Source organism: Caballeronia sp. S22, assembly GCF_964261745.1.
Lineage (GTDB): Bacteria > Pseudomonadota > Gammaproteobacteria > Burkholderiales > Burkholderiaceae > Caballeronia > Caballeronia jiangsuensis.
In genome coordinates this window covers 1,215,860-1,238,813 of sequence record NZ_OZ180035.1, presented here as the reverse complement: position 1 = coordinate 1,238,813, position 22,954 = coordinate 1,215,860, and the positions used below count along the sequence as shown (strand labels likewise).

Here is a 22,954-nt window from a genome sequence, read left to right as displayed (position 1 = left end):
AGTTCTTCGGAGAACTTCTCCGCAAGCGCGCTTCGGCAGAAGCCCGAGCCCGAGCACGGGCCCGCCCCAACTCAAGGGCCGCCCGAACATCCATCTCAATTGCCCCTTGGTCGTGTTCTGGTGATGCGAGATTGCCGAGTTCGCCGTCGCGCCGAATAAGCCATAGCGCGGTCGCTACGATACCAATGCCAACCGACGGGTCTCCGGACTCCAGCCGCTGCAACGTCGGGACGATAACCCCACGCGCTTTGCCCAGGTCTTCAGCGATTTCTTGCGCCATAGCCGTGCAACAGCCAAATCGGCGCCTAGCTTTTCGAGGGCGGCGGTCGCAGTAGGCAACTGGCGAAGGGCGCGACTAGTCTTTGGCATACAAACAGATATATGCGAACCTAGGGTAAAGTACAAATTTAATTGCTCTCCGACGGCGCAACGCAACATTACCTCGTCCGAGTCGGCGTGGATTGATGCGGCAGACGAACCTTGAAAGTTTCAGGTCGAAGGCAGGTGTAGACGGCCACATCAAAGGCGGTTCCGTGCGACGTCGTAGCGAGTAGTCGACGCCTCTCGTGCCATCGGTCGCGATGCCTCCAATTTCTTAACGGTTAGCGGCGTAGAATCGCGGAACGAGTCATGGACGTTCAGCAAAACGATTCTATTCGTCTGAACGAAAACGGTCTCAGAACGCACTCAAGATACGGATTGCAGAGCTTCGCGGCATATCGCAAAAAACTGCGTGGTCCGAACGGGACGAGCTTCGCGCGAAGTTGATTAGTGTTCGCAATTGCTTTCAAAGCAGTATCGAGCAGGAGAGAATCGTGGAAACCGATGAACAGACAATGGCATTGCTCGTAATTCTTGAACTCGGACGCGCGGAAATAGAATCCGGCCGTTTCCGAGACGTAGAGGATTTTCTCCGCGAGCTCGAGCAGGATAGCGGGCAAGCGGCAAACGAGTGAGGTGCAGAAAGCTCGACATACTGCGTCCTAGACTATCGTCCCTCAGCGCTGCGCGCTCATCATCGGCCACGGTTTGCGGTATGTAGACGGCGCTCACCATTCTGAGATATTTTCCTCGGCCGGCCTTCGCTCTTCAAGTCGCAGGTCGAGCCCGGGCACTGCGCACCAACTGAGAAGTTGCCGGACATTTATGTCCGTCGGATTTCTTTCCAGGTACGACTCTCGATTCTGACTCAAGCCGAGGCGATGTGCCAACTGCGTCTGTGTGAGCTTGAGGTGCTTTCGTTGGGTTACGAGGATGGGCCTCAGCTGAGGCGCGGTCAGGAGAAGACGAATGGCAACCAGCAGGCATGAACGTCCTCGATTTTCGGATATCGTCGATTCCGCCGAGACACGGATATTTTGAGGTTTATCTGCATAGCGCCTACATCATGTCCGACGATTCCGCAAAGACCGAGCTTTTTTGGACATGTGCCCCTTAGGAACGTCTTGCACGGTTCGCGTGGAAAGTTCACCGGAAACGTTGCCGTTGAATGCGTCCCGCAACTCATCGTCATAGAGGTTCATCCGTTCTGTGGCCGCAACCATCATATCCAGCCCGGCAGCCTGTAGCTTCTTCTTTAGCCTGCGCTTTGACTGAGTCATTTTGAAACTCCGTGTGAATAGTGACCGTCATCATCGCTCTATATCGCAACCCGGGTCGGGATTTACCACGCCGAATCGCGAGTATCGATACGACGCGCTATCGCGATTTGTGACCGAATGCACCGTTCGGGTCGATATAAGGGTTATCAGCCTTTCGCTCTACGCTCGTAGGTGTGGTTGACTGCCCCGTCTGCGCTTGCAGCGGCGCGGGCGCACCCTTCCTAGGCCTAGCATCTGGCTTGATGTCCTCAAGTCCTTGTGTCCAAATGTCAAGCATTCGCTGGCCGACGTCCCTGAACTCTGGGTAGCATTCCGTATATTCCCGGACCAAGGGAAGCACCTTCTGTACCGCGCTTACCACTTGCTCGATTGCCGCGTTCATGTCTGCTGCCGAGAGACTTAATCGCTCGCCACCGTACTCGAACAGCGCCTTACCGCAGCACCACACCTTTTTACCTTTCAGAGGCAACGCTGGTGTGTTATCCCGGTAGCGAGAGTAGGCAGTGACCGTGACGATGTCGTAGGTCGGGGAGAGTCGCGCATCCTGCCCATTCGTGTATGTCAGTGCGAAATTCTTCATGTGCGCGTCGGCGTTGCGCAGGGCATTGTTCAAGAGCAACAGCAGAAACAGCTTGCGCTTACTGTCGTCTCTGTTGTTAACGCCAACGTACCTGTGACAAAGTTTCGCGAGGTCCTCGACGCTACCATGATATTTCCGTGCTGGCTCAAGGCCATTCAAGGCGCAAAAATCTTCGACGCCAAGGCGCGTACCATTCGCCCTGACATCGAAACGCCGTATCGCGAGCACTTGTCCATCGGCAGAAAGTTGCGTCTCTGGAACCTCCAAGTCTGTGTTTCGCGCGACCTCTAGGCAGAGATATTCGTTGATGCTAAGCCCCGGCAAGTCAAGGGGACCGGTCTTCAAAATGTACTCGCCCGTCCCGACGGTTGAGTCTTCGGTCACGGATGCAAACCTCTTGGGCATCACGCCAGAAACCCCCTCGGAAATGCCGGCATCGAGATGTTTCAGCAGGTTGTCTCTCGAATTTGGAACGGCGAGAAGCGTCGCCAAGTCAACTTTATACCTTGAAGTGGTCGGCGGCGCTCCGCGAGAGATTGCTCGCACGCGCCCGATAGTGTTCGCGCCTGAAAGTGCGAGCAGTCCCATCTCACTTACATCCCCTTTGGGCCCAAGTTGTTCACGAATGAGGTCCTTCTTAAACCCTTCTGGTAGATTCATCTGAAACGATGGCATGATGCCTCGGGGCGAGATGTAAGAGTCGCCTCGTACCGGCATGCGAAGCGACACGGCGTCGGCCGCCCTCGTACCGGGGAGATACGTAAAGATGCCACTCTGCGCCCAGTACGCCAAGGTTCCAACTAAGGTGGTGTTGCAGTAGATGTCGAGTACGGTCATGAGGTGAAGGTTTTGGGAGACTAAGGTAATTGGCTTCGGATTGGACGGCGTTGGACCAAATGCACGGGTACGACAACGATGGTGACGCTAGCGAGGTCGCCCCTTGTCAATCCATTCCTGGGTGTTCTCCATCGAAAGCCGGTACCGAGCGCAGTTGTATATCTGAAGTTGCGTCAACTCTGACTGCAATAGACTCTTGAACAAATCGGCATCGACCTCTGGGAGCGCAACATGCTCGACAGCCTCGTTGAAAGTAAGACCAAACAAGACGACATCTCGAACCGCGTCGCCAAGGTGATAACGCAGCCTGAGCCGAGCTGAGATATTTGGCTGCGAGAATGCGTTCATCGCTTGCCTCTTTTGAGTTCAGCGAAAATCGTCGAGTCTCCTACCGGTCAACTTCAAAGCCTGACATTTCTGCACCGAAGAGTTTGCTGCCCCCCGTCATACTGTCCGCTGGTCATGCGGTCAACAATCCGGCAAAGCGTCGAGGTGTCGACTGTGCGCTCGTCCTTCACCACCACGATGACCGTTCTATCACGCATAGCCAAGTCTCTTCCTTCAAGACGGTCTTCAAGTCAGAACCAGAAAGCGATATTGCATACACAGGCACCACCTTCGTGGTGCGGGCCCGCCTCGTCTCAAGCCATTCAACGAATACCAAAAAAAAACTCGCGCAATATTCTCAAGACGATGTCCCACACACCATCCGATGTCTCCCAATGCACCAAGTCGATGAACGCGTATTGTTCTTCGGCCATGAATATCGACGCAGACCCACGTCCGTTGTGAAAATCGATGTGTAGCCGTGCTGCAAATTCTCTGTCTTCTCGTTCCGGGTGGACGAGCCGGTAGACGAACACCGTCATGACTGACTCCATACTCGCCCTAGGCTCGGCCGGGTAGTACCAACGAGCCAGAACGCTCATGTTTGTGAGCATTCCCGCAAGCAAGCAGCGACCTACCGACGGGTACACTCGATGCATGTCAGCGCTGAACATGCCGCGTGAGGTAGAGAGGGGTCCCGAAAGGTCGTCTAGGCTCCATCGCTTACCAGAGTACACGCTGGCTTCCCAGGCAATGTGCAAACCGTCGAAATTTCCTCGCATCGTGTCCTCTTGCGGCTTCCGTTCGATTCGACTGGCACCTAGACATTCACACAGCATCACTTGGCGCCCTTCTTCTCGCCCGCTGTGCCGAAGTGAGCAAGTCCGCCCGGTAAGGGCGACTTAACCCTCGCGGTAACGCTCTCGTCGTAGCTCACCGTCCACACCAGCGTCATGTCTTGCTGCAAGCGCAGTGCATGCCTGACCTTCTTGGGTACGGTTGTCGTGCGACCATTCGCATGTACTGTCGAGCGAGGCATTGCGGATTCCATGGAAAAATTCCTGAGACGTACTTCGACCCGTCGTCGGGGACTCGCCTCTTCCTTGCTGGGCTGGTACGTCACCGTGCACCTCGGTTCCATAACTCTCGAAATACGGCCCGCATCGAGTCCTCGATGGTTTCGGTGCCTGTAAGAGGAACTCGGAGGTATTGGCCTTCCTTAGACACAAATCGCTCGACGTTCACGCTCGCATAACTGCCGTCGATTGAGAGGCTCAACTTTGCCCCCTCGTCTGCTGTCGTCGAACCGCCCCTTGTCTGCGAAATGAAAATGGTCGCTTCGCGCAGTTGCTCGTATGGGGGGAATACGCCAGTGAACCCATGGTCCATTAAGGTCCGCAAGCCTCTTTTCCAGAATCCGACCCTCGGGTCAACGTCTGCGGCGACTGAGTACGACGGCGACGCATCGCTCGGCTCTGTGTCGTGCAAGCCAGCGTAGGCGCTAATAGACGTTCGGTACGAATCTACCGATTCTGCCCAGGCGGCCCCCCTGAGCATGCGATATCGTTTGTTATCTGCCAGACATTCCAACGGAGTCAGGCCGCCCAGATTTCCTCGCCTCGACGTCAGGAAATGCAGCCGAACGGTGGGATGCGCAGGCCAGATGATGCGGCAGATTGAGAAGAGCCTCTCTCTGTCGTAGCGTTCGTCAACTAGCAGCGAAGGAAAGTAAAATAGCCCGTCTACGTCAATAGCGAACACACTACCTTCGACAATCAGATGACGAAGCGCCTCACTCGAGGCCCCGAGGCGTCGCCGAAATTCGTCCATCGAGACAAGTTCGCCGCTTTGAATTCTTGCTCGCAAGTTCTCGAGTTCGCGTTGACGGAAGTCCTCGAAGAAGCTCTCATTGAGTAGAGAGTCGTCGGGTGCGGACGACGGCAAGGGCGGCAGCTCGACTTTTTTCACGAGTGGCGCCTGACGTTCGGGTTCTTCTTGCTTGCCCTCCAACCACTCTGTGCTCTCGGCGATTAACCCTATCATTCCTGGGTCCGGATAGTGCCGCAGCAAGCTTTGAGCTCGCGAGCGAAGCGTGGCGGCGTCGAACTTCGTGACAGTAGACAAAGTCAAAAGGAAGTCGCGCGCCTGCAGGAGCGCAGCTTTTCGTTCGGCTGGCGTCGTCATTGCTCGCTCACTAATCGGATTCAAGAATCGAGCGGGGTCTTCGTTACTTTCATCGTCACTGCTCGTCGCGAACAAAGCGCAAATTCGTGGGACCATTCGACAGTACGACAACCCGTTCGAATCGCTGCACGACATCCGTCCGTCCGGACTCAACCTCGCCTCGCTCCGATGCAGGAAGACGAATCTCATATCGGTCTCCGAAATAGGCGCCGGTTTCATGCACCCAAGGAGTCTGTGGAATCAGCACGTTGGAAATCTCATCGGACTCACCCATGTCTGCGTAGTTCTCAAGGAAAAGCACCACGCTTTCCGCGTCGGCGCCTCTCAACATCTCAATCAATTCTCGAACTCGCATCGATTACCCCTCGCGCATCAATGGATAAGACGGACGGACTCCTGGACCTATCGTCAAAGCCGTGATGCGCAGCCCGGGCCCGGGTGGTCTAAAGCATCAAGAATCGAACGCACAATGCTCTGCACGTTTTGTCCGTCGGCCAGTACAACGACGTCTTTTCCATGGAAGTGCACGATTCTCTCAGTGCGGACGTGGGCTTTGTTGTCCACAACTTCGACATAGACTTTCGCCTGCAATTCAGTACCATTGAAAATAGATGATTGACTGACGAAGAACGTAGCAGTCTGCGCGAGTTCGTTGGAGCCGTCCTCGTGTTCACCCCCCTCAATGTCGATGACCTTTCGTGCACGCGTCCAGACATGCTCCGATGGGTCGCAGTCGGACGCTGCACTCAGAACAGCAGAGCCGTCGTCGGGTTCGACGCTATGTAGGCCTTGATATCCCCGAACCGACGTCCGAAACTGACTCTCTATCCAAGCTTGTGCCAGTTCGGTTATACGGGAGTAACCGTCAGTGTCGGCAAGGCAATCCAGGGCGCGTCGGCCATTCAAGTCTTTTCGCGGCAACGTTAGGAATCGAAACCGGGCTTCAACTGGAGCCGGCGAGATGATTTGGCAGGTGTGGGCCAACGTAAGCGGCGACCCGAGCCGCTGTGCGAAGAAGACCGGATAAAACACTACGCCGTCAACGTCAATGGAGAAAATATTTTTGTGGTGCACGAAGCGGTAGAGCCGGGCCGGCCCGATGCGCAGTCGTTCGCATAGTGCTTCAGCCGAAATCAACTCGCCGGTCGCTACCATGGCCTTGCCATCTATTCGGTCGGCGCCGTCCAGCGTATCTCGAACTGTCATGCCTAAGACCTCTTTTTGATGCCCTTCTCGACGCCAAGGTCGACGTGACTCTCGTGGCAACTGATGCGCGACCTAACCCATTAACGGCTGTCGGTTAACCAACTTCGGACTTTGTCGATGCGTCGCCACCATGCATCTTCTGGTCCGCTCACTGCGAGAACTTCTCCGACCTCGACACCTTAGTTGGCGCTCTCAGTCAACGCCAACCCTTGAGTGCGCGCCCTTCCGTCAAAGGCATCGGTCGTCGAAACCCCACAGACGGGCGACACAAGCGTTCCTTCCTACAGAGTGTAGATGTATCGGCAGTAGAAGTAAACGCCTGAGATGTTTAAACGGTAGACGAATACATCGCCGTGAGCTTATCGTCGCGCATGGACGAAATTGATAACAAAATGGTGGAGCCGTGGCTTCGGCAGCGACTCGCAAAAAATCTGCGACGACAACGGCAAGAAAGAAAGATTTCGCAGGAAAAATTGAGTGACAGGTGCGGTTTTCATCGCAGCTACATATCGCAGGTAGAGCGTGGCGTAACAAACATCACAATCGACAACGTTCAACGCATTGCGGAGGCGCTCGAAACAGACCCGCAAAGCCTCTTTCAGGCCTAACCTGCCTTCGCGGAATCGCTCAACGATTGCGTCCGGCTTCTGGACGTTTGCGCTTCGGCATCCGGCACCAACTGCCAGCTCTACTGCCGAGTTTTTGACTCTAGAAGCTGCCGCATCGCCTGCTGTCGCTCGAAATCGAGATGGTAATGCACTGCTGTACTCTTTCTCTTTCAGCAGATAGCGCAGTAAGTACGACGGGTTTGGTGCGGATTACCTGCTGCTCCTGGCAGCGCATGGCGCAACGCGCCATCCCAAGGACACTCTTCCCGCCGAGACTGTCAGGCCTCTTTTCCTAAAGTGCTTGCTGCCACAAGCCTTCTCGACGGCTTGAAAGCTTTTCTAGAGGGTAGCGAACAGTTTTATCGCATCGCCGATTTAACTGATTTAACAATAGCGACAGCACCCTCACATTGGCCTCCTTGCGGAAAGCAGGCGCTGGATTCGTACATTGCATCGAGTCAAGCGGCCCGCTCCCAGTCGAGATGTAGGAACCGCTGCACGTCTGCGTTTGTGACTGGATATTGAGCGAGCCACGTGTCAACTTCCTTCTGCGTGGCGAGGGTGACGTTGTTGCGGCGGGCCTTTTCTCTGGCAGTCTCGTTAAAGAACTGATTCGTCGCCGCCCACTTCGAGAAGTTGACGCCCGGGTGCCGGAGCCGGTACTCGGCTTCAGCGGATACCACATCCTTGACTCCCTCGTCGTTCAGGCTGGCATTGATGACACCCGAGCTCTTGCACTGAATAAGGTCCCCGGCGTTGCCTGTAAATGCCACCACGTCGACGCCGCCGTCTCTCGCCGGCGTTCGGTAGACGGTCCGGAAGCCCTTCTTCTGCCAGACGGCGGCGACATAGGCCTCGAAATAGTCCCACTCCATGCGCAAGACGTCATCCAACGTGACCTCGTGGTTGAAGGTCTCGTCGTTCGCGCCGTCCGGAACGATATCTTGGATGTTCCAGTCGGTGGGCATTACCGTACCCGTCCCGTTGAGCATGTCGCCGGCGAGTTTGCGCTTCTCTTCCAACAGTTCGTCGAGCCGAACTTCGAAGGTCTTGAAATCTTCGGCGCTCACGATTGGCAAGTAGACGGATACCTCTCGTTTCTGACCAATGCGGTACGCGCGGTCGGTCGCCTGGTCTTCCTTCGCGGGATTCCAGTTTCGCGTGAAGTGGATGACGTGATTGGCTTCCTGCACGTTCACCCCGTAACCGACGGCGACCGGCGAAAGGATGATGACGCCAAATCCAGGCTTCTCCTGGAAAGCACGAATTTGCTTCTGTCGGCTCGCGACGTGTTTCGCGGAGGCGGTGACATCGCCATTGATGATGCGTGGCTCGAAGCCGAACGTTTCCTTGATGTAGTACGCGAGCATCTGCTGCGCTTCGCGAAACTCAGCAAAGACGATGACCTTCTCTTCCTTGCCTTGAATTTCGCGCAACGTGTCGAGAAGCCATCCGAGTTTCGGGGCTTCCGCGCGTGCCTGCGCAAGTGGTTGGGGCGAGAAACGACCGAGGCCGGGCGCGTGCGGCGCAGTGCAGATGGAGCGCAAATATTGCAGCACCCCGAGATGGTTCTTGAACGGGGACGCTGCTGCTTCTTTGTCGCTCTTCTTGAGGCCTTTGAACAGGTTGACTGCGCTCGTGTAGTAGGTGCGCTGCAGGTTCGACAAGGGGATACGCACTGGAATGATGTGCTTGGGGGGCAACTGTGCGACATCCGTCTTCATGCGGCGCAGTATCTGCGGTTCAATCAGGCCACGCAACTCCTTAACGCGCGCCTTCTCTTCATCCGTGTCGGCTTCAATCGGCTTGCGATAGCGCCGGCCGAACTCATTGAGTGCGCCAAGGAACCCGGCCTGGACCAGGTCGAAGAGGCACCACAGGTCAACGAGCGTATTTTCGACAGGCGTTCCTGTACAGGCCACCTTGAACATCACGTTCTGCTTCTTGGCCGCACGGGTGACCATCGAGTTCGGGTTCTTGATTTTCTGCGCTTCGTCGCAGGCCATAATCGACCACTTGACCGCAGCGAACGAGAACTCGAGGTCGCGAAGCGTCTCATAGGTCGTCAGCACGATGTTTGCGTCGCCGACCCATCCCGGTCGCAGGAACTTGACGAGGCCTTCCTGTTGCAGCTTCTCGTCAATAGCCGAGCGCGGCGCACGAAGCGACGCCAGATTGTCGCCGTATGCTACGAGAGGCCGGAACGTCCCTTCTTTAAAGAACTTGCCCATCTCCTCAGCCCAGTTTTCGAGCAGGGAGACCGGAGCCACGATGAGCGCCGGCGGAAGCGCCGGAGTGTCCTCAAATGCCCGCGCCATGAACGTTAGCAACTGGAGCGTCTTTCCCAGGCCCATGTCGTCCGCGATGATGCAGCCACGACAGTGGGCCGGCGCATGCTGAAAGAGGTGCTGGAGCCACGCGACGCCCTTTTCCTGGTGCTCCAGCAACTTCGTCTCTGGTCTGAAGCCTGAAGGCAGCGCGGGTACCGGCGCAAAGGTGGTTAGAATCTCTTTGCGCACCTCCTCGTAGTCCACCGCATCAACGTTGGGCTTCAACAGCAGTTGCTTCGCCTTCGGTCGAGCGGGCTTGTCCTTGCGGTCGCGGGTCTTCGGCGGCTTGTCGTAGCCCTCCCGAACATCCTTTCCAAAGTTGATGAACGCGTCGAGTATGTCGCGAGCTTCGGTGACGGGGATAGGTTGCGGGAACCCGGGCAATTCAACCGAGGGCTTGCCGGTGGCCTCCGCCTCCTTCAGTTTTGCGCCCAGCTCGTCCTTGACGTCATCCGTGATGGGCACCGCAACCGGCTCGTTGCTGCCGTCCGGCGTGTACACGATGACGTTGACCAGGTGTTCTGGCCACCATTCGTCGCCCTTCTTCGCGATGTACGGCGAGTAGTACGGCTGCTCGAGGCCGATGTCATTGACACGTGAGGTGTAGGCGCTCAGGTCATAGACGTCGGCGTGGCGAACCAGAATACGAGGAGCGTGTCGCTCTTCAAGAGCCGCCTTCAAGAGCGCAAGATGTTCCTCGCTGTCGCCGAGCAACTCGAAATCGTAGCCTTCCCACGCGTAAAGCTGACGTTCGGCAGCAATCGCTCGCTCGGCGCCCCGGATGAAGTGCTCCAGCTCGGCATCGTCTGAAAAGAGCCGCTCCTCCGCAGACACCCGGTCCGCGAGCGTCATCTCAATGGTCAGCCCGACCGCTTCCGGATATCCAAGCGCGTCGCGACGGATAATCGACGTGAAATGGTCGAAGAAGATTCCTGCCTCGACCTTGGCGCGCTCGAACTGCTCTTCATCGATGACCGCTTTCGCATCCTCGCCCAGTGCGGCGAAAGGATTCAGAAGGAACGCTTCGGCGCGACTGCCGGAAACAAGACGCCCTGGCATCTTCCGAATGCTGGAAAGCACGGTGTGCACTTCGGGCGTCACGATGACGTGAACCGAACCCTCGGGGGTGCTGATGTCGTAGTGACCTGGTACTGTCGGGTATGAATCGAACACCTCAAGCCAGTTGGCAGGCGCACCCTCGAAGGTCGGAACGATTTCAACCATCCGCGTGGTGTCCGCGCCCGTTTTCTTCGGGATGATGTCGATGGTGTCCGGTGTGACGACGATGCTCTTGTACAAGAACTGGTCCAAGCCCGCCTTCGCCGTGAGCGCGGAGCGTCGAATCTGGCCCCAGCGCATCCGATTCATGCCCTCGGTGCGCTCCGCATCTGGACGCACCTGAAACCGTGCGACCTGCTCTGCCGTCTCCCACGCCTGGCGCGAAAGCAGGTGTTGCTGCCCCTTGACCGTGACAAGCGCGCCATTGCGCGTCACTTCTTCAATAGAACGGCGATTGTCGTCGAGCCAACCCGCTACGCGGATGGAGAAATCCGGGTCAATGAGGGAATTGCGGCTTTGGAGTTCCGGTGCGAGGCCGGCAGCAGGCGGAAGCTCCAGTTGGTCCAGGCTACGAGAGAAAGCCGGCTCACCCAACAGGTTGTAAAGGTTCTCCCATGAGAGGTGAGCGGTCTCGTCCGTCCCAGTGGCGAAGCCCTCGTCGTGCAGTTGCATGATGAGCGCGGGGACGGTCGGCGTGGCAAGCGGCGCGGCACCCGCGCGGGAGCCCACGGTCTCAAACGTCCCGAGGTCGACCCCTTCTGGCCCGAATGCTCGCCACACTGGGGCGCTTTGCGACTGGCCTGCGCTGGTATCGGTCTTTCTCTTGAGCCACTTCAACATGCCTTGAATCCCTGTCTCTGTTTGTGCTTATTGGGCCATTAGGCCTGGCGCCACCAACCCTTGCCCGGGCGGTACTTGAAGCCGTATGCTTGCAGCAAAGGCGTCATTCGGTTGTCCTCGGGCTTGTCCAGGGCAACCCAAAGATAGCCCTCGCGCTCGCGCATGTCTCGGACGTAGATGTCGTACTTGCGACAGAGATTGAGCAGCTCTTTTTCCTGTTTCGCTCCGAAAGGCAGATGCACAATGGGAGCATCCGGGGCCGAGGTCGAGGCGGACATCGGCGCGGCTGCAGGGGCTGACCTGCTGTCTGTGCTGTTCGACGGCTTCAAAATCGACGGGTTGCGCCACGCGCTGGCGCCGGCGGTTTGCCCGGCGGTGGTCTGAGTCGCGGTGGACTGCGCGATTTGCTGGCGCGGCGTCACCTTCACCGTCGTCGAGCTACTCGCACCCGGCCTAGCGGGCGCCTGGTAGCTGGCTGCGGAATGCCCGGCAGCCCGCGACTGAACGGGTTGTTTGGCAGTTTGCGTCGAAACCTGGGGTTTCCACGTCGTCGCCGACGTTTTGCTGGCCCGTGTGACGACCGGCATCTTGGTGCCGCGATGGCTCAGCGCTTCTTCGAAGTGGTCTTCCCACGGATAGCCGCCCGTGTCGTGGTGCCGCAGTTTTGCCGGGCCGCTTCTTGTGTATTCGGTACTTGGAATGTGATGGCGAATCGCCTGTGCGGAAATCGTGGTGTCGCCATTCTCAAAGGGAACGTCCGATGCGCGGTAAATGAAGCACCGGTTGTTTTCATGCCCAAACTCTGCAACGACCCAATCGCCGAAGCGCATGATGAAGGCATTGTTCTGACCGTCTCCGGCCCCGTACAGGTCGAGGGTCATGCCGTCCATCAGCTTGATGACTTCAACCATGCGTGGTTCGCGGCTGTTCCGGGCGTTGGGCCCCAGGGCGAACTTCACATCGCCGACAACGTCGGCGTACTTTTCCCAGAAGTCTCGCCGCCGCTCACGCTTGAGACGAATGTCGTCGTCTTCGCGCTGGTCCTGCTTGGCGAGCACGTTGAAGAACTGCTGAATGACGTGCAGCTTGAACCACTTCTTGACCATATCGCGCGGCGCGCGTGGCACGGTGGCCCAGCCCGTGGTGCTTTCTCTGTGCAGGAGCAGCGGATTGCCCCAGAAGTGCAGGGAAAAGTCTCGCAGCGCCCCGTGCAGCGGCCCGCCACTGTGGCTGCAGTAGGCGCTTAGAACCTCCGAAAGCCCCTGATTGAACACAACCGGGTTTTGGTTGGCAAGCGATTCGAGCAGCGGTAACAGTTTCGGGATGTACGGCGTGATGCCCGCCGTTGCGGCCGCTCGCACTTGCGCGAGCACCACCTGCTCCATAAGCCACGACGTGCGGTCGATGCCGAGTGCTTGCTGGAAGTGCAGAAACGCCTCGTCCTTTCCTTCGAGCACTTGACGGGCAAATGCGTCAACCGGCGCGTCGGAGAAAAGCTCGCGGTGCGCCACGAGTTCAGGCACCCAGTTCTCGTCAAGACCCTCGGGGTCGCGCAGTCCGTTCGCACCAGAGTCAAGCCAGGCCCGAAGCATTTCCCAATTTGGGCGGCCGGCCTTCAATGCGCCCTTCATATCGGGGTGATAGCCGAGGTACGTGTCGAGCAGCCCCTTATAGCAGTCGCGGAAGATGGGCCGATGCTTACGGAATCGGTCCACGCCTGATAGGACGGCGGGAAACCGGGCGTTGTCCTCAATGAGCCGATAACGCATCTTCCCGATAGGCCGGTCGCAGCCGAGGCTCACGAGCAGCGCATCGTGGGAGTGCCTGAAACGCGGGTCTCTTTGGAAGCGCTCAACGGCGTTGACGATGGCGTCCGCCGGCGCCTTCGCCGAGTGGCCCTTAAGATTCTGCGTTAGAGCGTCGAACTGCGCTTCGAGAGCGTCCAGGGGAGATTGCAGGAAAACCGGCTGGTTTTGCGGCCGGTTGAGTCGGTTACGCAGGTCGTCGAGGAAGCTCATCAACTTGCTCCCAAGGCACAGGTGCCAAAGTTGCCGCGCGGCGCGCCGTTGGTCGACGGACGATGTTCAGCAATACCCAGAAACTCCAGTCGAAGCTCGACGCGCCGGCTGTCCTCATAGGACGCCTTGGCCGCGTTAAACGAATAGCCTCCGACGAGAAAGAGGTCGCGAATTTGCTCGAGCTCGTCGTTGCTCATGCCGGTCTCGCCGGCAGGCGGCTTTGCCAGCAGGACGCACAGCACGCGCTGACTGCGCTGGAGGCTCAAATTGAGGTTGTAGAGGTAGTCGCCCTCGGGGCTGGAGAACCCCTCCACTACAATCTGTTTAAGCCATTTCTGGCCGAGTGGGTCGCGCGCGATGGCGAGCACCTGAGGCACAAACGTGCGAAGCAGCCTTTGCTGTTCAGGCTTCAGTCCCGAGCTATTCTTGTCAAAGTGCGCCTTGTCTCCGAAGTCGATGACATTGCGGTCCATGTCGACTGAGATACCGGCGTTCTTCGCGGCGACCTGCACGCGGTGAAGTAGTTCCGCGATTTCCCGGTCGCGCTCGGCCTTTTGGCGCTCGGCCTCACTCACCTGCTTGGTGACCGCAAGCAGGGTCACCGACATTGTGACGAGGAACAGCACCATGAGCGCAGTCATCAGGTCCGCGTAGCTAATCCAGAACGGCTTTTCTGCCTCGCCCTTGCCGCCCCGTTTCAAAACGATGCGTGAGCTCAACATTTAAGCCTCCTCGTCCATCACAACCGGGCGCACCGCCATTGCCAGGTTCTCGATGGTGCGGCCAAGCAAGCCTGTCACCTTCCCAGTTGTGTCGACCAGTTTGCTGGCTGCGCGCTCCATAGCTTCGGTGAGGTTGGACTGGAATTTGTCGCTGGAGTCCTGGAGGACGTCGGTCACCCCATTCATGAACTCCTCGACTTGCAGCTGAGCGACCGTGAGGGCCTTGCTCGAGGCCTGAATCTGCTCGAGGACGTCATGGCTCAGGGAACCTTCCGCGAGCGACACGACCTTTTGGAGCTGCTCAAGCATCGACTGGAACTCGTCGCAGCGGGCGCGATAATCCGTGACGACAGATTGCATCGTCTGCGATGCCGTGCCCACATACCCCGCTGCGGCCGCGAGCTTATCGGTGAGACCGGTCGCTTGGTTAAGCGAGCCGGTCAGTGCGGTGCCGGCCTTCTCGAACTCGTGCGCCGCCGTGTAGAGCGTGTTCGCGCCCGCGTTCATCTGCGAAACGGTTTCGCCGGTCACCTTGCCCATTGCGTCGACACTCTCACGCATCTTGTCGACTGCAACCCCGGTCCCGGAGACAAGCCTGCGGACCTCCGTCGCGAGCGAGTCCACTGAAGACGACATTTGCGCGGCTGCCGCCCGCGCGTCGGCCGAAATTTGCGCAGCTGCGGCTTGCGCATCAGCGGCGAGTTGCTGCTGCCGCTTTTCCTGAGCAGCTTCCGCTTCTGTTGCTTGCTCCTTGAGACCGTCAACCATCGACATGACCGAGTCCTTCACGCTGGCCACCGATTGGGTCAGTTGCGCCCCGGTTTCCTTCTGCGTGTTGGCGACCGAGTCTGACAATCCATTGACCAGTTTTGCAACTGACGCGCTCACGTCATCAACGGTCTTCTGCAAGTGGGCGCTCGTCGTGGTCTGCGAGCTTTCGACATTGTTCGTCAACGACGCGACGAGACCACCAACGCGCTCTGTCACATCTGACAGTGCCTTCGTGAGCGCTTCACCTGTCGCAGTTTGCGAGGTTTCAACGTTAGTCGTCAACGACGCCACAAGGCTGCTCACACGTTCGGTCACCTCGGACAGGGCTTTCGCGAGTGCCTCGCCCGTTGCGGTTTGAGAAGTCTCGATTTTTTCGGTCAGTTGCTTAACGAGTGCGTCGACATTGGTGCTGACCTTTTCCAACGCGGCGAGCATCCCGTCGTTCGTCGCCGTCTGCGAACTGGTGACAATCCCCTTTATCGCGGTCGCAGCCTGCGTCATCTCGTTGGTCATGCGGGTCTGGCTGGCTTCCATGTTTTTGATAGCCTCGGCCAGCTGCTCACCCATCTTGCCCGTTGCATCTGTTCCGGCGCTCGTGAGCGTCGTGGACAGATGCTCCATCTTCGCCACAGCAGACTGCAACGCGGCGATGGTCTGCTGTTGCATCGTGTTGATACCCGCAATCTGGTCACCGAAAAGGTCGCGAAGGCTCTGATTGAGTTCTTTCACGACCTCCGAAAGCAGGTTGTGAACCGCTCCGGAGCGCTCCTTGGCAGCGTTTTCCACCGCTGCCTGCACTGCCTTCATCGGCTCCGCGAGCGCTTTTTCCAGACCGTCGCTGATGTGTTGCCCGATTTGCTTGCCGAGTTGCTCGGTGCTCTGCGTTTGAGCGTTAATCTGGGCGTCGATGATGCGTTTTTGCTCGGCAATCTGGGTTTCGGCGACCCGCTCCAGAATCCCCTTCAGGTCATTGACGAGCGCGTCCTTCAAGGTTTTGCTGTTAGACAGATAGTCCGACGAGGACTGAACCAGGTCTTGCAGCATCTCCTCGCCGGCGCCCGCCTTGTAGAGTTTGTCGATTTCAATGGCGAGCGCCTCACTCTTCTTGTAAAGGCTGGCGAGAAGCAATTTCTCGAACAAGGTGATGACCATCGCGCACAGGATGGCGCCGGCGGACACCGCAAACGCTTCGGACACGGAGCCCAGCAGCCCTTTCAGGCTGTCGCGAACCTGCGCGGCGTCTGCGCTTACGTTGAATGCGTCGAGGCCGTGCAGAATGCCAAAGAACGTTCCAATAATCCCGATACCTGTCAGGATGCCGGGAACGTGCTTAAAAAATTCAGCGCCGACATAAGAGTCCACGGTCGTCTGAGTGTTAAAAAACATCTCTGCTGGAACCGTTGAGCGGTTTTTGTCGAAGACATAACCGTGCTGCGCAGACTCAAAGCGCTCTTGCTTGAAGAGCGTCTCGTCGTATTCGCTCCAAAGGTGCGCCAAGTCTTCGTTCTTGGCGAAGAGCGGTGCGGGACTCTCGCCTTCTTTAAGGCGATTGAGACCGGCAATGACGCGCTTGAGCGCGAGACCGCGAATCACGGCTCGCGGAACAAACCAACAAAGAAAATAGCCGAAGAGCACAAGGATGGCGAACGCGCACAGCTTCGCAATGACCGGCGCGTGAACGAAGTTCTGGTACATGGCGGGTCTTCTTTTAGTCTTGTTGGTGAACTGGTTCTGCGGGCACCTCGATACCCTTTCGACGGCAGAACTCAAATATTTGAGTTTCTAGCAGGTTGGACTGGCTCCGATTCTCGTGCCCTGCGGCGAGCGTGAGCGCCGTCTCGAAGCGCGCCGAGGCCCGAAAGCTCATCGGCGTGTCCTTTCGTTCTCTCATGCAGCTTCCCCGATAGCCTCTTTATCTTTTTCGATGTTAGACGTACTGCGAAACGAAATGCAATGTCACCGGCCACCCAAGCATTGCGGTATGCGCGGTCGCCAACAAAGCCTGCTGCAGATTCCGCACGCCGCTGTCGGGCCCAATGGTGCTCACAAGGACACCTACCCGGAGCCATCTGGACGAGTCCGCTTAAGCATTGGCACATTCAGCGTTCCGTGCGCCCACAGGCCGGATATAGCGTATTCAGTAAATCATTTTGTCGTCCGGATATACGTAGTCGCGCAACTGCTCGACAGAGCTCTTCGCTACATCCTGGAATGAAAGCGCCTGTTCCTGGGCCACAAGGACCTGCTGAAGCGCGTCTCCCATTCTCCAGCACGTTTCTTTGAGGTCGGCCTGTTGCGCATGGATGCAGTTGACCAGCACTCGGAGCGATGAGAGGCCCGCTTCGGCCATCGCGTCGACCTGCCTAGAACATTCATCTGACGGCTTTGTGGCAGAGAGCGCCCGAATCTGGTCGAGCGCGTGAGCAACTGTAGAGAGAGCTCGCCCTAACTCCGTCTCATGGAAACCAAGAATTGACATTTTCTGAACCGCTAACCAGGCCAAGCCACCGACAACCCAGCGGAGCGTCCGACGCATTGAGCAGTCGAAGGTATCCGCCCTGCCGAGCTGCCTCCTGATTTTCTTAACGGCAGCGAAAGTGAAAAGTTGAGCAAGGTAAAACTCCACTTGCCCCTGTGATTTGTGCAACGACGCCCCATCGGCAGCGACGTTGGCAGTCTGCGCCGCTGGCACCGTCAGATTGCGTTCCGCAAATCATTAAATGGTGCTCAGCAGAGGAGTTGTTTGGTGTGCGTGTGGGGTTCGGACTGGATTGCCCGGCTATTCCATAAGGGAAGTAATCTCGTCCTGCAGGTTCTGCAAACCTACTGTTGCTGGATGAGCTTCCACGACGCCGCACATTTCCCGTCGAGTCGGCGACGGGTCTACAAGAAAGTTTCTAGGATGTATGTTCCAGCGGTTGGAAGGAAGCATGGTCTCTGGCGCTACGACTTCGAAGGCCGTGCCAACGCAGAGAAAGATGTCGCATGCCTGCATTTCCGCGCTCAGACGACGTAGATGGCGATATGCCGGTGCGCTTTCACCAAAAAATACGACACCTGGTTTGACTCCGTCATGGTTTCCGCATATCGGGCATGCGGCCGTGGGGTCCAAGTACAGCCCCTCCTTTGGCAGAACAAGGTCGCACGACGTACACAACAACGAGTTCAAGTCCCCGTGGAGGTGGACGACTGACGTTGCGCCTGCCTTCTCGAGCAAGTCGTCCACATTTTGCGTAAGCAGCCGCACGCGTTCGGCACCCCACCGCCGCTGCCACTGCGCGAGAAGCTTGTGAGCGACGTTGGGCGTGGCCTTGTCGTGCTCGCGAATGCGCTCGTTGTAGAACTTGAAGACAGTCGGCCTATTTTGCCGCCACGTGTGGATATTACAGACTTCGTCAACGCTATTTCGCGTCCAAATGCCATCTCCTGTCCGGAAGGTCGAAAGTCCGCTTTCTGCAGACAACCCTGCGCCGGAGAAGACATACAACCTAGCTTTGCTGGTTTTCATTTTGTTGAGCCAGTTAGTCTGGCCTAGTGACAGAAACAAAGTATAGGCGCACTGCAGTGTGCAGAGCGAGGCAGGACGAGTCACTTCTCGTCTCGATTATTCGTCATTGATTTGTAGCTTCGCCGTCCCGCGCCCATCGAACCGTGATTTATTTCAGGACACCGTCTGTTCATCTTGCTGGCAAGTTCCTGAAAACGGCCGAGCCTCGCTTTCCGCATACCACCTGCACTTTTTAGTCAATGGCGAACATATATCTCGATTGCCGCGATTGGTCTCGCTATACGGGATTTAACCTACTCCGGGTCGCCGTCGCCGCCAGCCACGAATAACGAATGCCAGAACACTGCCCTCATAAAGTAGCGTTCGGAGGGCACATGGGTTTTCTCAAAGGTTTCAAAGGCTTAGAGAATCTTCGTTATCGCGTAACGTACTCACATAACGTGACACAAGGCGGTTGGCAGCAGGGTCCGGAGCCTAGCGACGCCAACATGAACCTGACTGTCAAAGAACTGATAGAGCATCACAAGAACCGCCTATTCGAAAACATTCCGGCCTCCACGCCGATGCCACAGGCGCTCAAGAACCAGTTGTCCACGCTTCACTCTTTCTTGGCGTTCCAAGGAAAGACCGTGGAGTCTTGGGTCGGAACCGAGTTTTCCTCAGCGTTCCAAACACAGACCGAGCTGTATCTCGAATCCATCGTCGTGGCATCGAGAACCAAATCTGACCGGAGGAGTCACCTTAAGCTTTGGAAGCGTACGGCTGAATTGCTGAGGCTGTCCAAAAACCCGAAAACGCCCACAAAGGCTGGAAGCATTCCAGGCGACACGGAGTTCCATCGTGCCTTGCGTCAAGCAATAGCTTCGCGCGCAGAAAGTCCAACCGAAATCGCGCGGAAAGCCGGTGCGGATGTTCAAGCGGTCCGCAGATGGCTGAAAGGCGCCGTGCCGAACCGACGCGCCTTCCCGTCTCTGCGGCGCCTCGAAAGAGAACTTGGACTGGATAACGATTCCCTCAGAAACCTAGTACCGAATCAGCGGTCGGTTGAAATATCGGCGAATGTTCAGTCCTTGCCCCCTGCCATCGCCTACCGTTCTCGTCAGCGCAAACGTTCGGAGGAAGCGTATCGAATGAAAGAGCCAGAGCTTTCCGTCTCGTTCTCCGAGCAATGGCGAACCTTCTTCGACTACAAAACGACTCGGTTTCCAAAGCTCAAACGCTCAAAGAAGGGCGTGTGGAGGCTGCTGCATAAGAGCAAAATCGCCGTCAAAGTTTCGACTTTCGCAACGAAAGGCGAATTCGGATGCACGTCAGCTGACAAAATTCTTATGGAGATTCGGTGTTACTTCGGATACTTGATACGTCCGTCCGCAGAAGGCGGATTCGGTATTAACGTCGATGAAGCACAAACTCTGGCGTGGCTAGCCGTGCCGGATGCTGTCAACGGATACCTCGAATTTCTTACTCAGCGGTCAGACGGCATCATCCACGGAGGCCATGGTTCGTTCTGCAGCCTAGTAAAGAGCCTGACTCATCCACAGAGCGGCTATCTCGCGCTCCAACCGTCGATGCAAAGCACTCTCCCAGAACGGTTTATCGAGGGAGACTGGAGCGAGGCATGCGAAACTTCTCTCAAAATCGCCGGAGAATGGAAACAGCAAGTTGGAGACAAATCGAGAAACCCTTATGAGCCAATCCAACCTCTTCTAAACCTCTCTGAACCCTTGGCACCCATCATACGTGCGGTGCGCGACTTGGACAGGAGCGCGGCGGCCGCTCCGAACGGGAGCGTCACCGAGGCTTTGCACAAACGAGACGCGCTCTTGCTGTCTATGCTCATGGCGAATCCGCTGAGACGTCGCAATTACATTCAAATGACGTGGAACAACAGCAACACGGGCAATCTGTATCGTAGGGAAGATGGCCAATGGCGGCTGAGATTTGATAGGAATGATTTTAAGAATGTAACGCGTTCTCGCAAAACGCCGTACGATGCGCCCTTACCAACGGCACTCTGTGAACGGATTGATTCTTACGTGACCGAGTACCGCCCGAGACTCGTTCAAGAAAATCCAGAAAACTCACAAGTGTTTCCAAGTCGATTTGGCGAAAAATGGGAAGGGCTCAGTAGGCATGTCGAAAAATTAACTAAAAAACTTGTACCGGAGACGTTGGGGTTCGGCACCCACGCTTTCCGTCACCTGGTAGCAACCGATTATCTCCGAAAAAACCCAGGCGACTACCTCACCGTTGCCCTCTTACTGCACGATAAGTTGGAGACGGTTCTCGCTGAGTACGCGCACCTTAGGCAGGACGACTCGTTCGGACGATACGAGCAGCACCTCGCTGCAATTCAAAAATAATTGACGAGGCGTTACGAAAGGGGTACGCGCCTGATGAAAGGCGCGTACACACCGCAAGCCGTAATCCGGAGAGCATGAAGTAGAGTCTGCGCGGAGAGACACCAAAATGCCCCTTCGGAAATTCGAATCGATGGAGCTGCCTCTTATATTCTCCTTTAGAGAACTTCTCGATTATGAAGTATTTATATGCAGTTTTGGTGAGGAAGAGTGCTTGAAGAGCAAAGCACCCCCAACCCGCGTAAACGAGGTGAGTGTGCCGCTCTAGCGCTGCAGCTTCGGAGCCGTTGTCGCGCCATCAGAGCATGCGAGTCGAGATGATTCGCTCGCACATACCGAACTTAATACGCGAATCGTCTCGCGCCAGCCGCCCTTCGGTATAGCACCGGGCTGCACCCCTGGCTTCCCGCTCGGGTGCTTTGTCTGAACGGTCGCGGTGGTCTACCCCCCTCCTCCGTCGAGAATCGTATTTCGTAGGATTCGAGGAGTATTTGCACCGCGTTTTATCCAAATCCCCGCAGACGACGCGGGTATAAATCAAGCGAGACAGTCAAGAGCTCTGAAGCCGTCAAACAGACTGCGTTCACGTTCAAAGCCTCGGGCAGCCATACCGGTCAGCTTCATAAAGGCCGGCTACGCGGCTGACGGCTGCTCAATCACTCCTGCGGCTTTCAGAATGCCGGCAGAAACACTCTCGACTGCGACTCTGAATTCATCCTCTTCCACGCCGATATAATCGGTCGTCGTTCCCATCCTCAGGAAATCCGTCGCTTTCAGATTGTGCGTGAGAAGACGGCTGACCAGAAGAGTGTCTTTCGTAACACGTCGGGCGATAGTCGCGAAGGTGTCTCTAAAATCGTGGTCAGAAAGTGCGATGAAGATGTCGCGAGCGATGGCCGTAAACGCGCCGCGAGCATCTTTATATGGACGTCCCCGGCGTCGATACGACTCAATCACCCATTTGCCGAGCTTGCCGTCGTATTGGGAACGTTGCTCCTCAGCGCGTTTCTCGAACACGTTCTTTGCCAAATAGTCTGGAATCGGGAAATAGAAGGTCTCCTTCTTCTTATTCCCTTTGGCTTCCGCTCGAACCCGATATGTCTGTCTTTCGAAATCGTAGTCGTCCCAGTTCAATGAACCCGCAAGACTCTCCCGGAATCCGGTGAACAGCATCACGAGCATGTAGTCACGTGCACATGGGTGCAATCGAGTGTGGATGTATTGCCAGAACTTTGGCATATCGCGCTCTCTAATGAAGTGCGGGTCGGACCGGCTCTTCTCATATACTTTGTGCTCACCCGTTACAAAGGCGACAGCATTATGCTCCAAGCGGCGGGCGCGAACTTCGCGTTTTGAAATTGCATGCAATACAGCCACGAGCATTTTGGCCGTGCGGGGATGTTCCGCATGGACCTCCAAGTAGCGCTGAGTAAGCATATCTTCAGAGATATCTTTCAAGGGGATGTCGAGCCAATCTTCGACAAGCTCCATACGGGCTGCGTAACTCGTGACCGTATCGTCCGCGATGAGCCCTGCACGAACAGCCATGTACTCTTCGTATGCCTCTTTCAGGGTACGAGCGGTGGCTGGTAAAGACTTGCGCTTCTCCGACGCCGCGCCACGAAGTCTCAGAACTTCGTTCTTCGCGTCGTCGAACCCGGTCTTAGAGACGTCGCCGATGGGCTTCTTCGTGTCAGCTACAATGGTCTGGCCATCTTTATTCTTACGTTCCTTATATCGCGCTAGGTATGTCCGTCGTGTCTTGCCCGTCCTCTTATTGCGGCGCATTACCCGGACGCCGAACCCCTCGACTTCGTCGTGCCACACTTCGATGGACGGCTTGTCGGCAGGGCAGTCAGTTTTTAACACATCGTCTTTTGTATGAAACGTCACGCTCGCGCCCCTGGAAAATTTCCTTTTGTTTTCCACCTCAAAGGTGGTTGCAGCGAATATACCGGACATTTTCCACCTAAGCAAGTGTGGTCGGCGTATAAATAGTTACG

Annotated in this window: 18 protein-coding genes; 3 read left to right on the top strand and 15 right to left on the bottom strand. The window is 56.8% G+C overall.

The genetic code is table 11. From position 1 onward, the window contains the following. The first annotated feature begins 815 nt into the window (after positions 1–815). Positions 816–956 carry a hypothetical protein gene (locus tag ACEN42_RS05835; RefSeq protein ID WP_371880869.1) on the top strand — a complete coding sequence of 47 codons (141 nt, stop codon included), beginning with the start codon at positions 816–818 and terminating at the stop codon, positions 954–956. A gap of 93 nt (positions 957–1,049) precedes the next feature. On the opposite strand, the gene ACEN42_RS05830 is transcribed toward ACEN42_RS05835, so the two are convergent. The 8 genes from ACEN42_RS05830 to ACEN42_RS05795 all read right to left on the bottom strand — a co-directional run bounded on the left by ACEN42_RS05830 (position 1,050) and on the right by ACEN42_RS05795 (position 6,735). Next, positions 1,050–1,193 (bottom strand): hypothetical protein, encoded by a 144-nt coding sequence (locus tag ACEN42_RS05830; protein WP_371881071.1) that lies wholly within the window; start codon positions 1,191–1,193, stop codon positions 1,050–1,052. A 192-nt stretch (positions 1,194–1,385) separates the two neighbouring features. Continuing rightward, positions 1,386–1,601, bottom strand: coding sequence for a hypothetical protein (locus ACEN42_RS05825; RefSeq protein WP_371880868.1), 216 nt, complete (start codon positions 1,599–1,601; stop codon positions 1,386–1,388). A 97-nt stretch (positions 1,602–1,698) separates the two neighbouring features. After that, a complete protein-coding gene (locus ACEN42_RS05820) occupies positions 1,699–3,018 on the bottom strand; it encodes a type II toxin-antitoxin system HipA family toxin (protein ID WP_371880867.1) in 1,320 nt (439 codons plus the stop codon). Between the two features lie 650 nt (positions 3,019–3,668). Next, on the bottom strand, positions 3,669–3,887 hold the full coding sequence (locus ACEN42_RS05815) for a hypothetical protein (RefSeq protein ID WP_371880866.1): 219 nt from the start codon (positions 3,885–3,887) through the stop codon (positions 3,669–3,671). A gap of 296 nt (positions 3,888–4,183) precedes the next feature. Continuing rightward, positions 4,184–4,396, bottom strand: a complete 213-nt coding sequence (locus ACEN42_RS05810; protein ID WP_371880865.1) for a hypothetical protein — start codon at positions 4,394–4,396, stop codon at positions 4,184–4,186. Between the two features lie 68 nt (positions 4,397–4,464). Continuing rightward, a complete protein-coding gene (locus ACEN42_RS05805; protein ID WP_371880864.1) occupies positions 4,465–5,529 on the bottom strand; it encodes a BPSL0761 family protein in 1,065 nt (354 codons plus the stop codon). Positions 5,530–5,584: 55 nt separating this feature from the next. Next, complete coding sequence (locus tag ACEN42_RS05800; RefSeq protein WP_371880863.1) at positions 5,585–5,884, bottom strand: hypothetical protein; 300 nt, start codon at positions 5,882–5,884, stop codon at positions 5,585–5,587. A gap of 53 nt (positions 5,885–5,937) precedes the next feature. Beyond that, positions 5,938–6,735, bottom strand: coding sequence for a hypothetical protein (locus ACEN42_RS05795; protein WP_371880862.1), 798 nt, complete (start codon positions 6,733–6,735; stop codon positions 5,938–5,940). Between the two features lie 371 nt (positions 6,736–7,106). Between ACEN42_RS05795 and ACEN42_RS05790 the strand changes: the two genes are divergently transcribed. Beyond that, the gene (locus tag ACEN42_RS05790) at positions 7,107–7,343 is read left to right on the top strand and encodes a helix-turn-helix transcriptional regulator (RefSeq protein WP_106351674.1); all 237 of its coding nucleotides are present in this window, start codon (positions 7,107–7,109) and stop codon (positions 7,341–7,343) included. A 458-nt stretch (positions 7,344–7,801) separates the two neighbouring features. On the opposite strand, the gene ACEN42_RS05785 is transcribed toward ACEN42_RS05790, so the two are convergent. The 6 genes from ACEN42_RS05785 to ACEN42_RS05760 form a co-directional block, all read right to left on the bottom strand. Next, complete coding sequence (locus ACEN42_RS05785; protein ID WP_371880861.1) at positions 7,802–11,572, bottom strand: SNF2-related protein; 3,771 nt, start codon at positions 11,570–11,572, stop codon at positions 7,802–7,804. Between the two features lie 38 nt (positions 11,573–11,610). Continuing rightward, positions 11,611–13,590, bottom strand: coding sequence for an EH signature domain-containing protein (locus ACEN42_RS05780; RefSeq protein ID WP_371880860.1), 1,980 nt, complete (start codon positions 13,588–13,590; stop codon positions 11,611–11,613). Beyond that, entirely contained in the window at positions 13,590–14,312 is a 723-nt protein-coding gene (locus ACEN42_RS05775; RefSeq protein WP_371880859.1) for a flagellar motor protein MotB, read from the bottom strand. Before ACEN42_RS05775 ends, ACEN42_RS05780 begins: the two co-directional genes overlap by 1 nt. Beyond that, positions 14,313–16,778, bottom strand: coding sequence for an anti-phage ZorAB system protein ZorA (gene zorA / locus ACEN42_RS05770; protein WP_371880858.1), 2,466 nt, complete (start codon positions 16,776–16,778; stop codon positions 14,313–14,315). A gap of 442 nt (positions 16,779–17,220) precedes the next feature. Then, positions 17,221–17,730: a hypothetical protein gene (locus tag ACEN42_RS05765; RefSeq protein WP_371880857.1), complete on the bottom strand. Its 510-nt coding sequence runs from the start codon at positions 17,728–17,730 to the stop codon at positions 17,221–17,223. 132 nt (positions 17,731–17,862) lie between these two features. Then, positions 17,863–18,591, bottom strand: coding sequence for an NAD-dependent deacetylase (locus tag ACEN42_RS05760; protein WP_371880856.1), 729 nt, complete (start codon positions 18,589–18,591; stop codon positions 17,863–17,865). 374 nt (positions 18,592–18,965) lie between these two features. Here ACEN42_RS05760 and ACEN42_RS05755 point away from each other — a divergent pair, with 374 nt between their 5' ends. Then, positions 18,966–20,954 carry a tyrosine-type recombinase/integrase gene (locus ACEN42_RS05755; protein ID WP_371880855.1) on the top strand — a complete coding sequence of 663 codons (1,989 nt, stop codon included), beginning with the start codon at positions 18,966–18,968 and terminating at the stop codon, positions 20,952–20,954. A 630-nt stretch (positions 20,955–21,584) separates the two neighbouring features. Here ACEN42_RS05755 and ACEN42_RS05750 read toward each other — a convergent pair. Beyond that, entirely contained in the window at positions 21,585–22,913 is a 1,329-nt protein-coding gene (locus ACEN42_RS05750; RefSeq protein WP_371880854.1) for a tyrosine-type recombinase/integrase, read from the bottom strand. Positions 22,914–22,954 lie beyond the last annotated feature (41 nt).

Bases quoted from the DNA above. Each gene is read 5' to 3' on its own strand.
- ACEN42_RS05755 (WP_371880855.1), top strand. From the start codon at position 18,966: ATGGGTTTTCTCAAAGGTTTCAAAGGCTTAGAGAATCTTCGTTATCGC.
- ACEN42_RS05750 (WP_371880854.1), bottom strand. From the start codon at position 22,913: ATGTCCGGTATATTCGCTGCAACCACCTTTGAGGTGGAAAACAAAAGG.
- ACEN42_RS05775 (WP_371880859.1), bottom strand. From the start codon at position 14,312: ATGTTGAGCTCACGCATCGTTTTGAAACGGGGCGGCAAGGGCGAGGCA.
- ACEN42_RS05805 (WP_371880864.1), bottom strand. From the start codon at position 5,529: ATGACGACGCCAGCCGAACGAAAAGCTGCGCTCCTGCAGGCGCGCGAC.
- ACEN42_RS05790 (WP_106351674.1), top strand. From the start codon at position 7,107: ATGGACGAAATTGATAACAAAATGGTGGAGCCGTGGCTTCGGCAGCGA.
- ACEN42_RS05795 (WP_371880862.1), bottom strand. From the start codon at position 6,735: ATGACAGTTCGAGATACGCTGGACGGCGCCGACCGAATAGATGGCAAG.
- ACEN42_RS05815 (WP_371880866.1), bottom strand. From the start codon at position 3,887: ATGACGGTGTTCGTCTACCGGCTCGTCCACCCGGAACGAGAAGACAGA.
- ACEN42_RS05785 (WP_371880861.1), bottom strand. From the start codon at position 11,572: ATGTTGAAGTGGCTCAAGAGAAAGACCGATACCAGCGCAGGCCAGTCG.
- ACEN42_RS05810 (WP_371880865.1), bottom strand. From the start codon at position 4,396: ATGGAATCCGCAATGCCTCGCTCGACAGTACATGCGAATGGTCGCACG.
- ACEN42_RS05820 (WP_371880867.1), bottom strand. From the start codon at position 3,018: ATGACCGTACTCGACATCTACTGCAACACCACCTTAGTTGGAACCTTG.
- ACEN42_RS05825 (WP_371880868.1), bottom strand. From the start codon at position 1,601: ATGACTCAGTCAAAGCGCAGGCTAAAGAAGAAGCTACAGGCTGCCGGG.
- zorA (WP_371880858.1), bottom strand. From the start codon at position 16,778: ATGTACCAGAACTTCGTTCACGCGCCGGTCATTGCGAAGCTGTGCGCG.
- ACEN42_RS05800 (WP_371880863.1), bottom strand. From the start codon at position 5,884: ATGCGAGTTCGAGAATTGATTGAGATGTTGAGAGGCGCCGACGCGGAA.
- ACEN42_RS05780 (WP_371880860.1), bottom strand. From the start codon at position 13,590: ATGAGCTTCCTCGACGACCTGCGTAACCGACTCAACCGGCCGCAAAAC.
- ACEN42_RS05760 (WP_371880856.1), bottom strand. From the start codon at position 18,591: ATGAAAACCAGCAAAGCTAGGTTGTATGTCTTCTCCGGCGCAGGGTTG.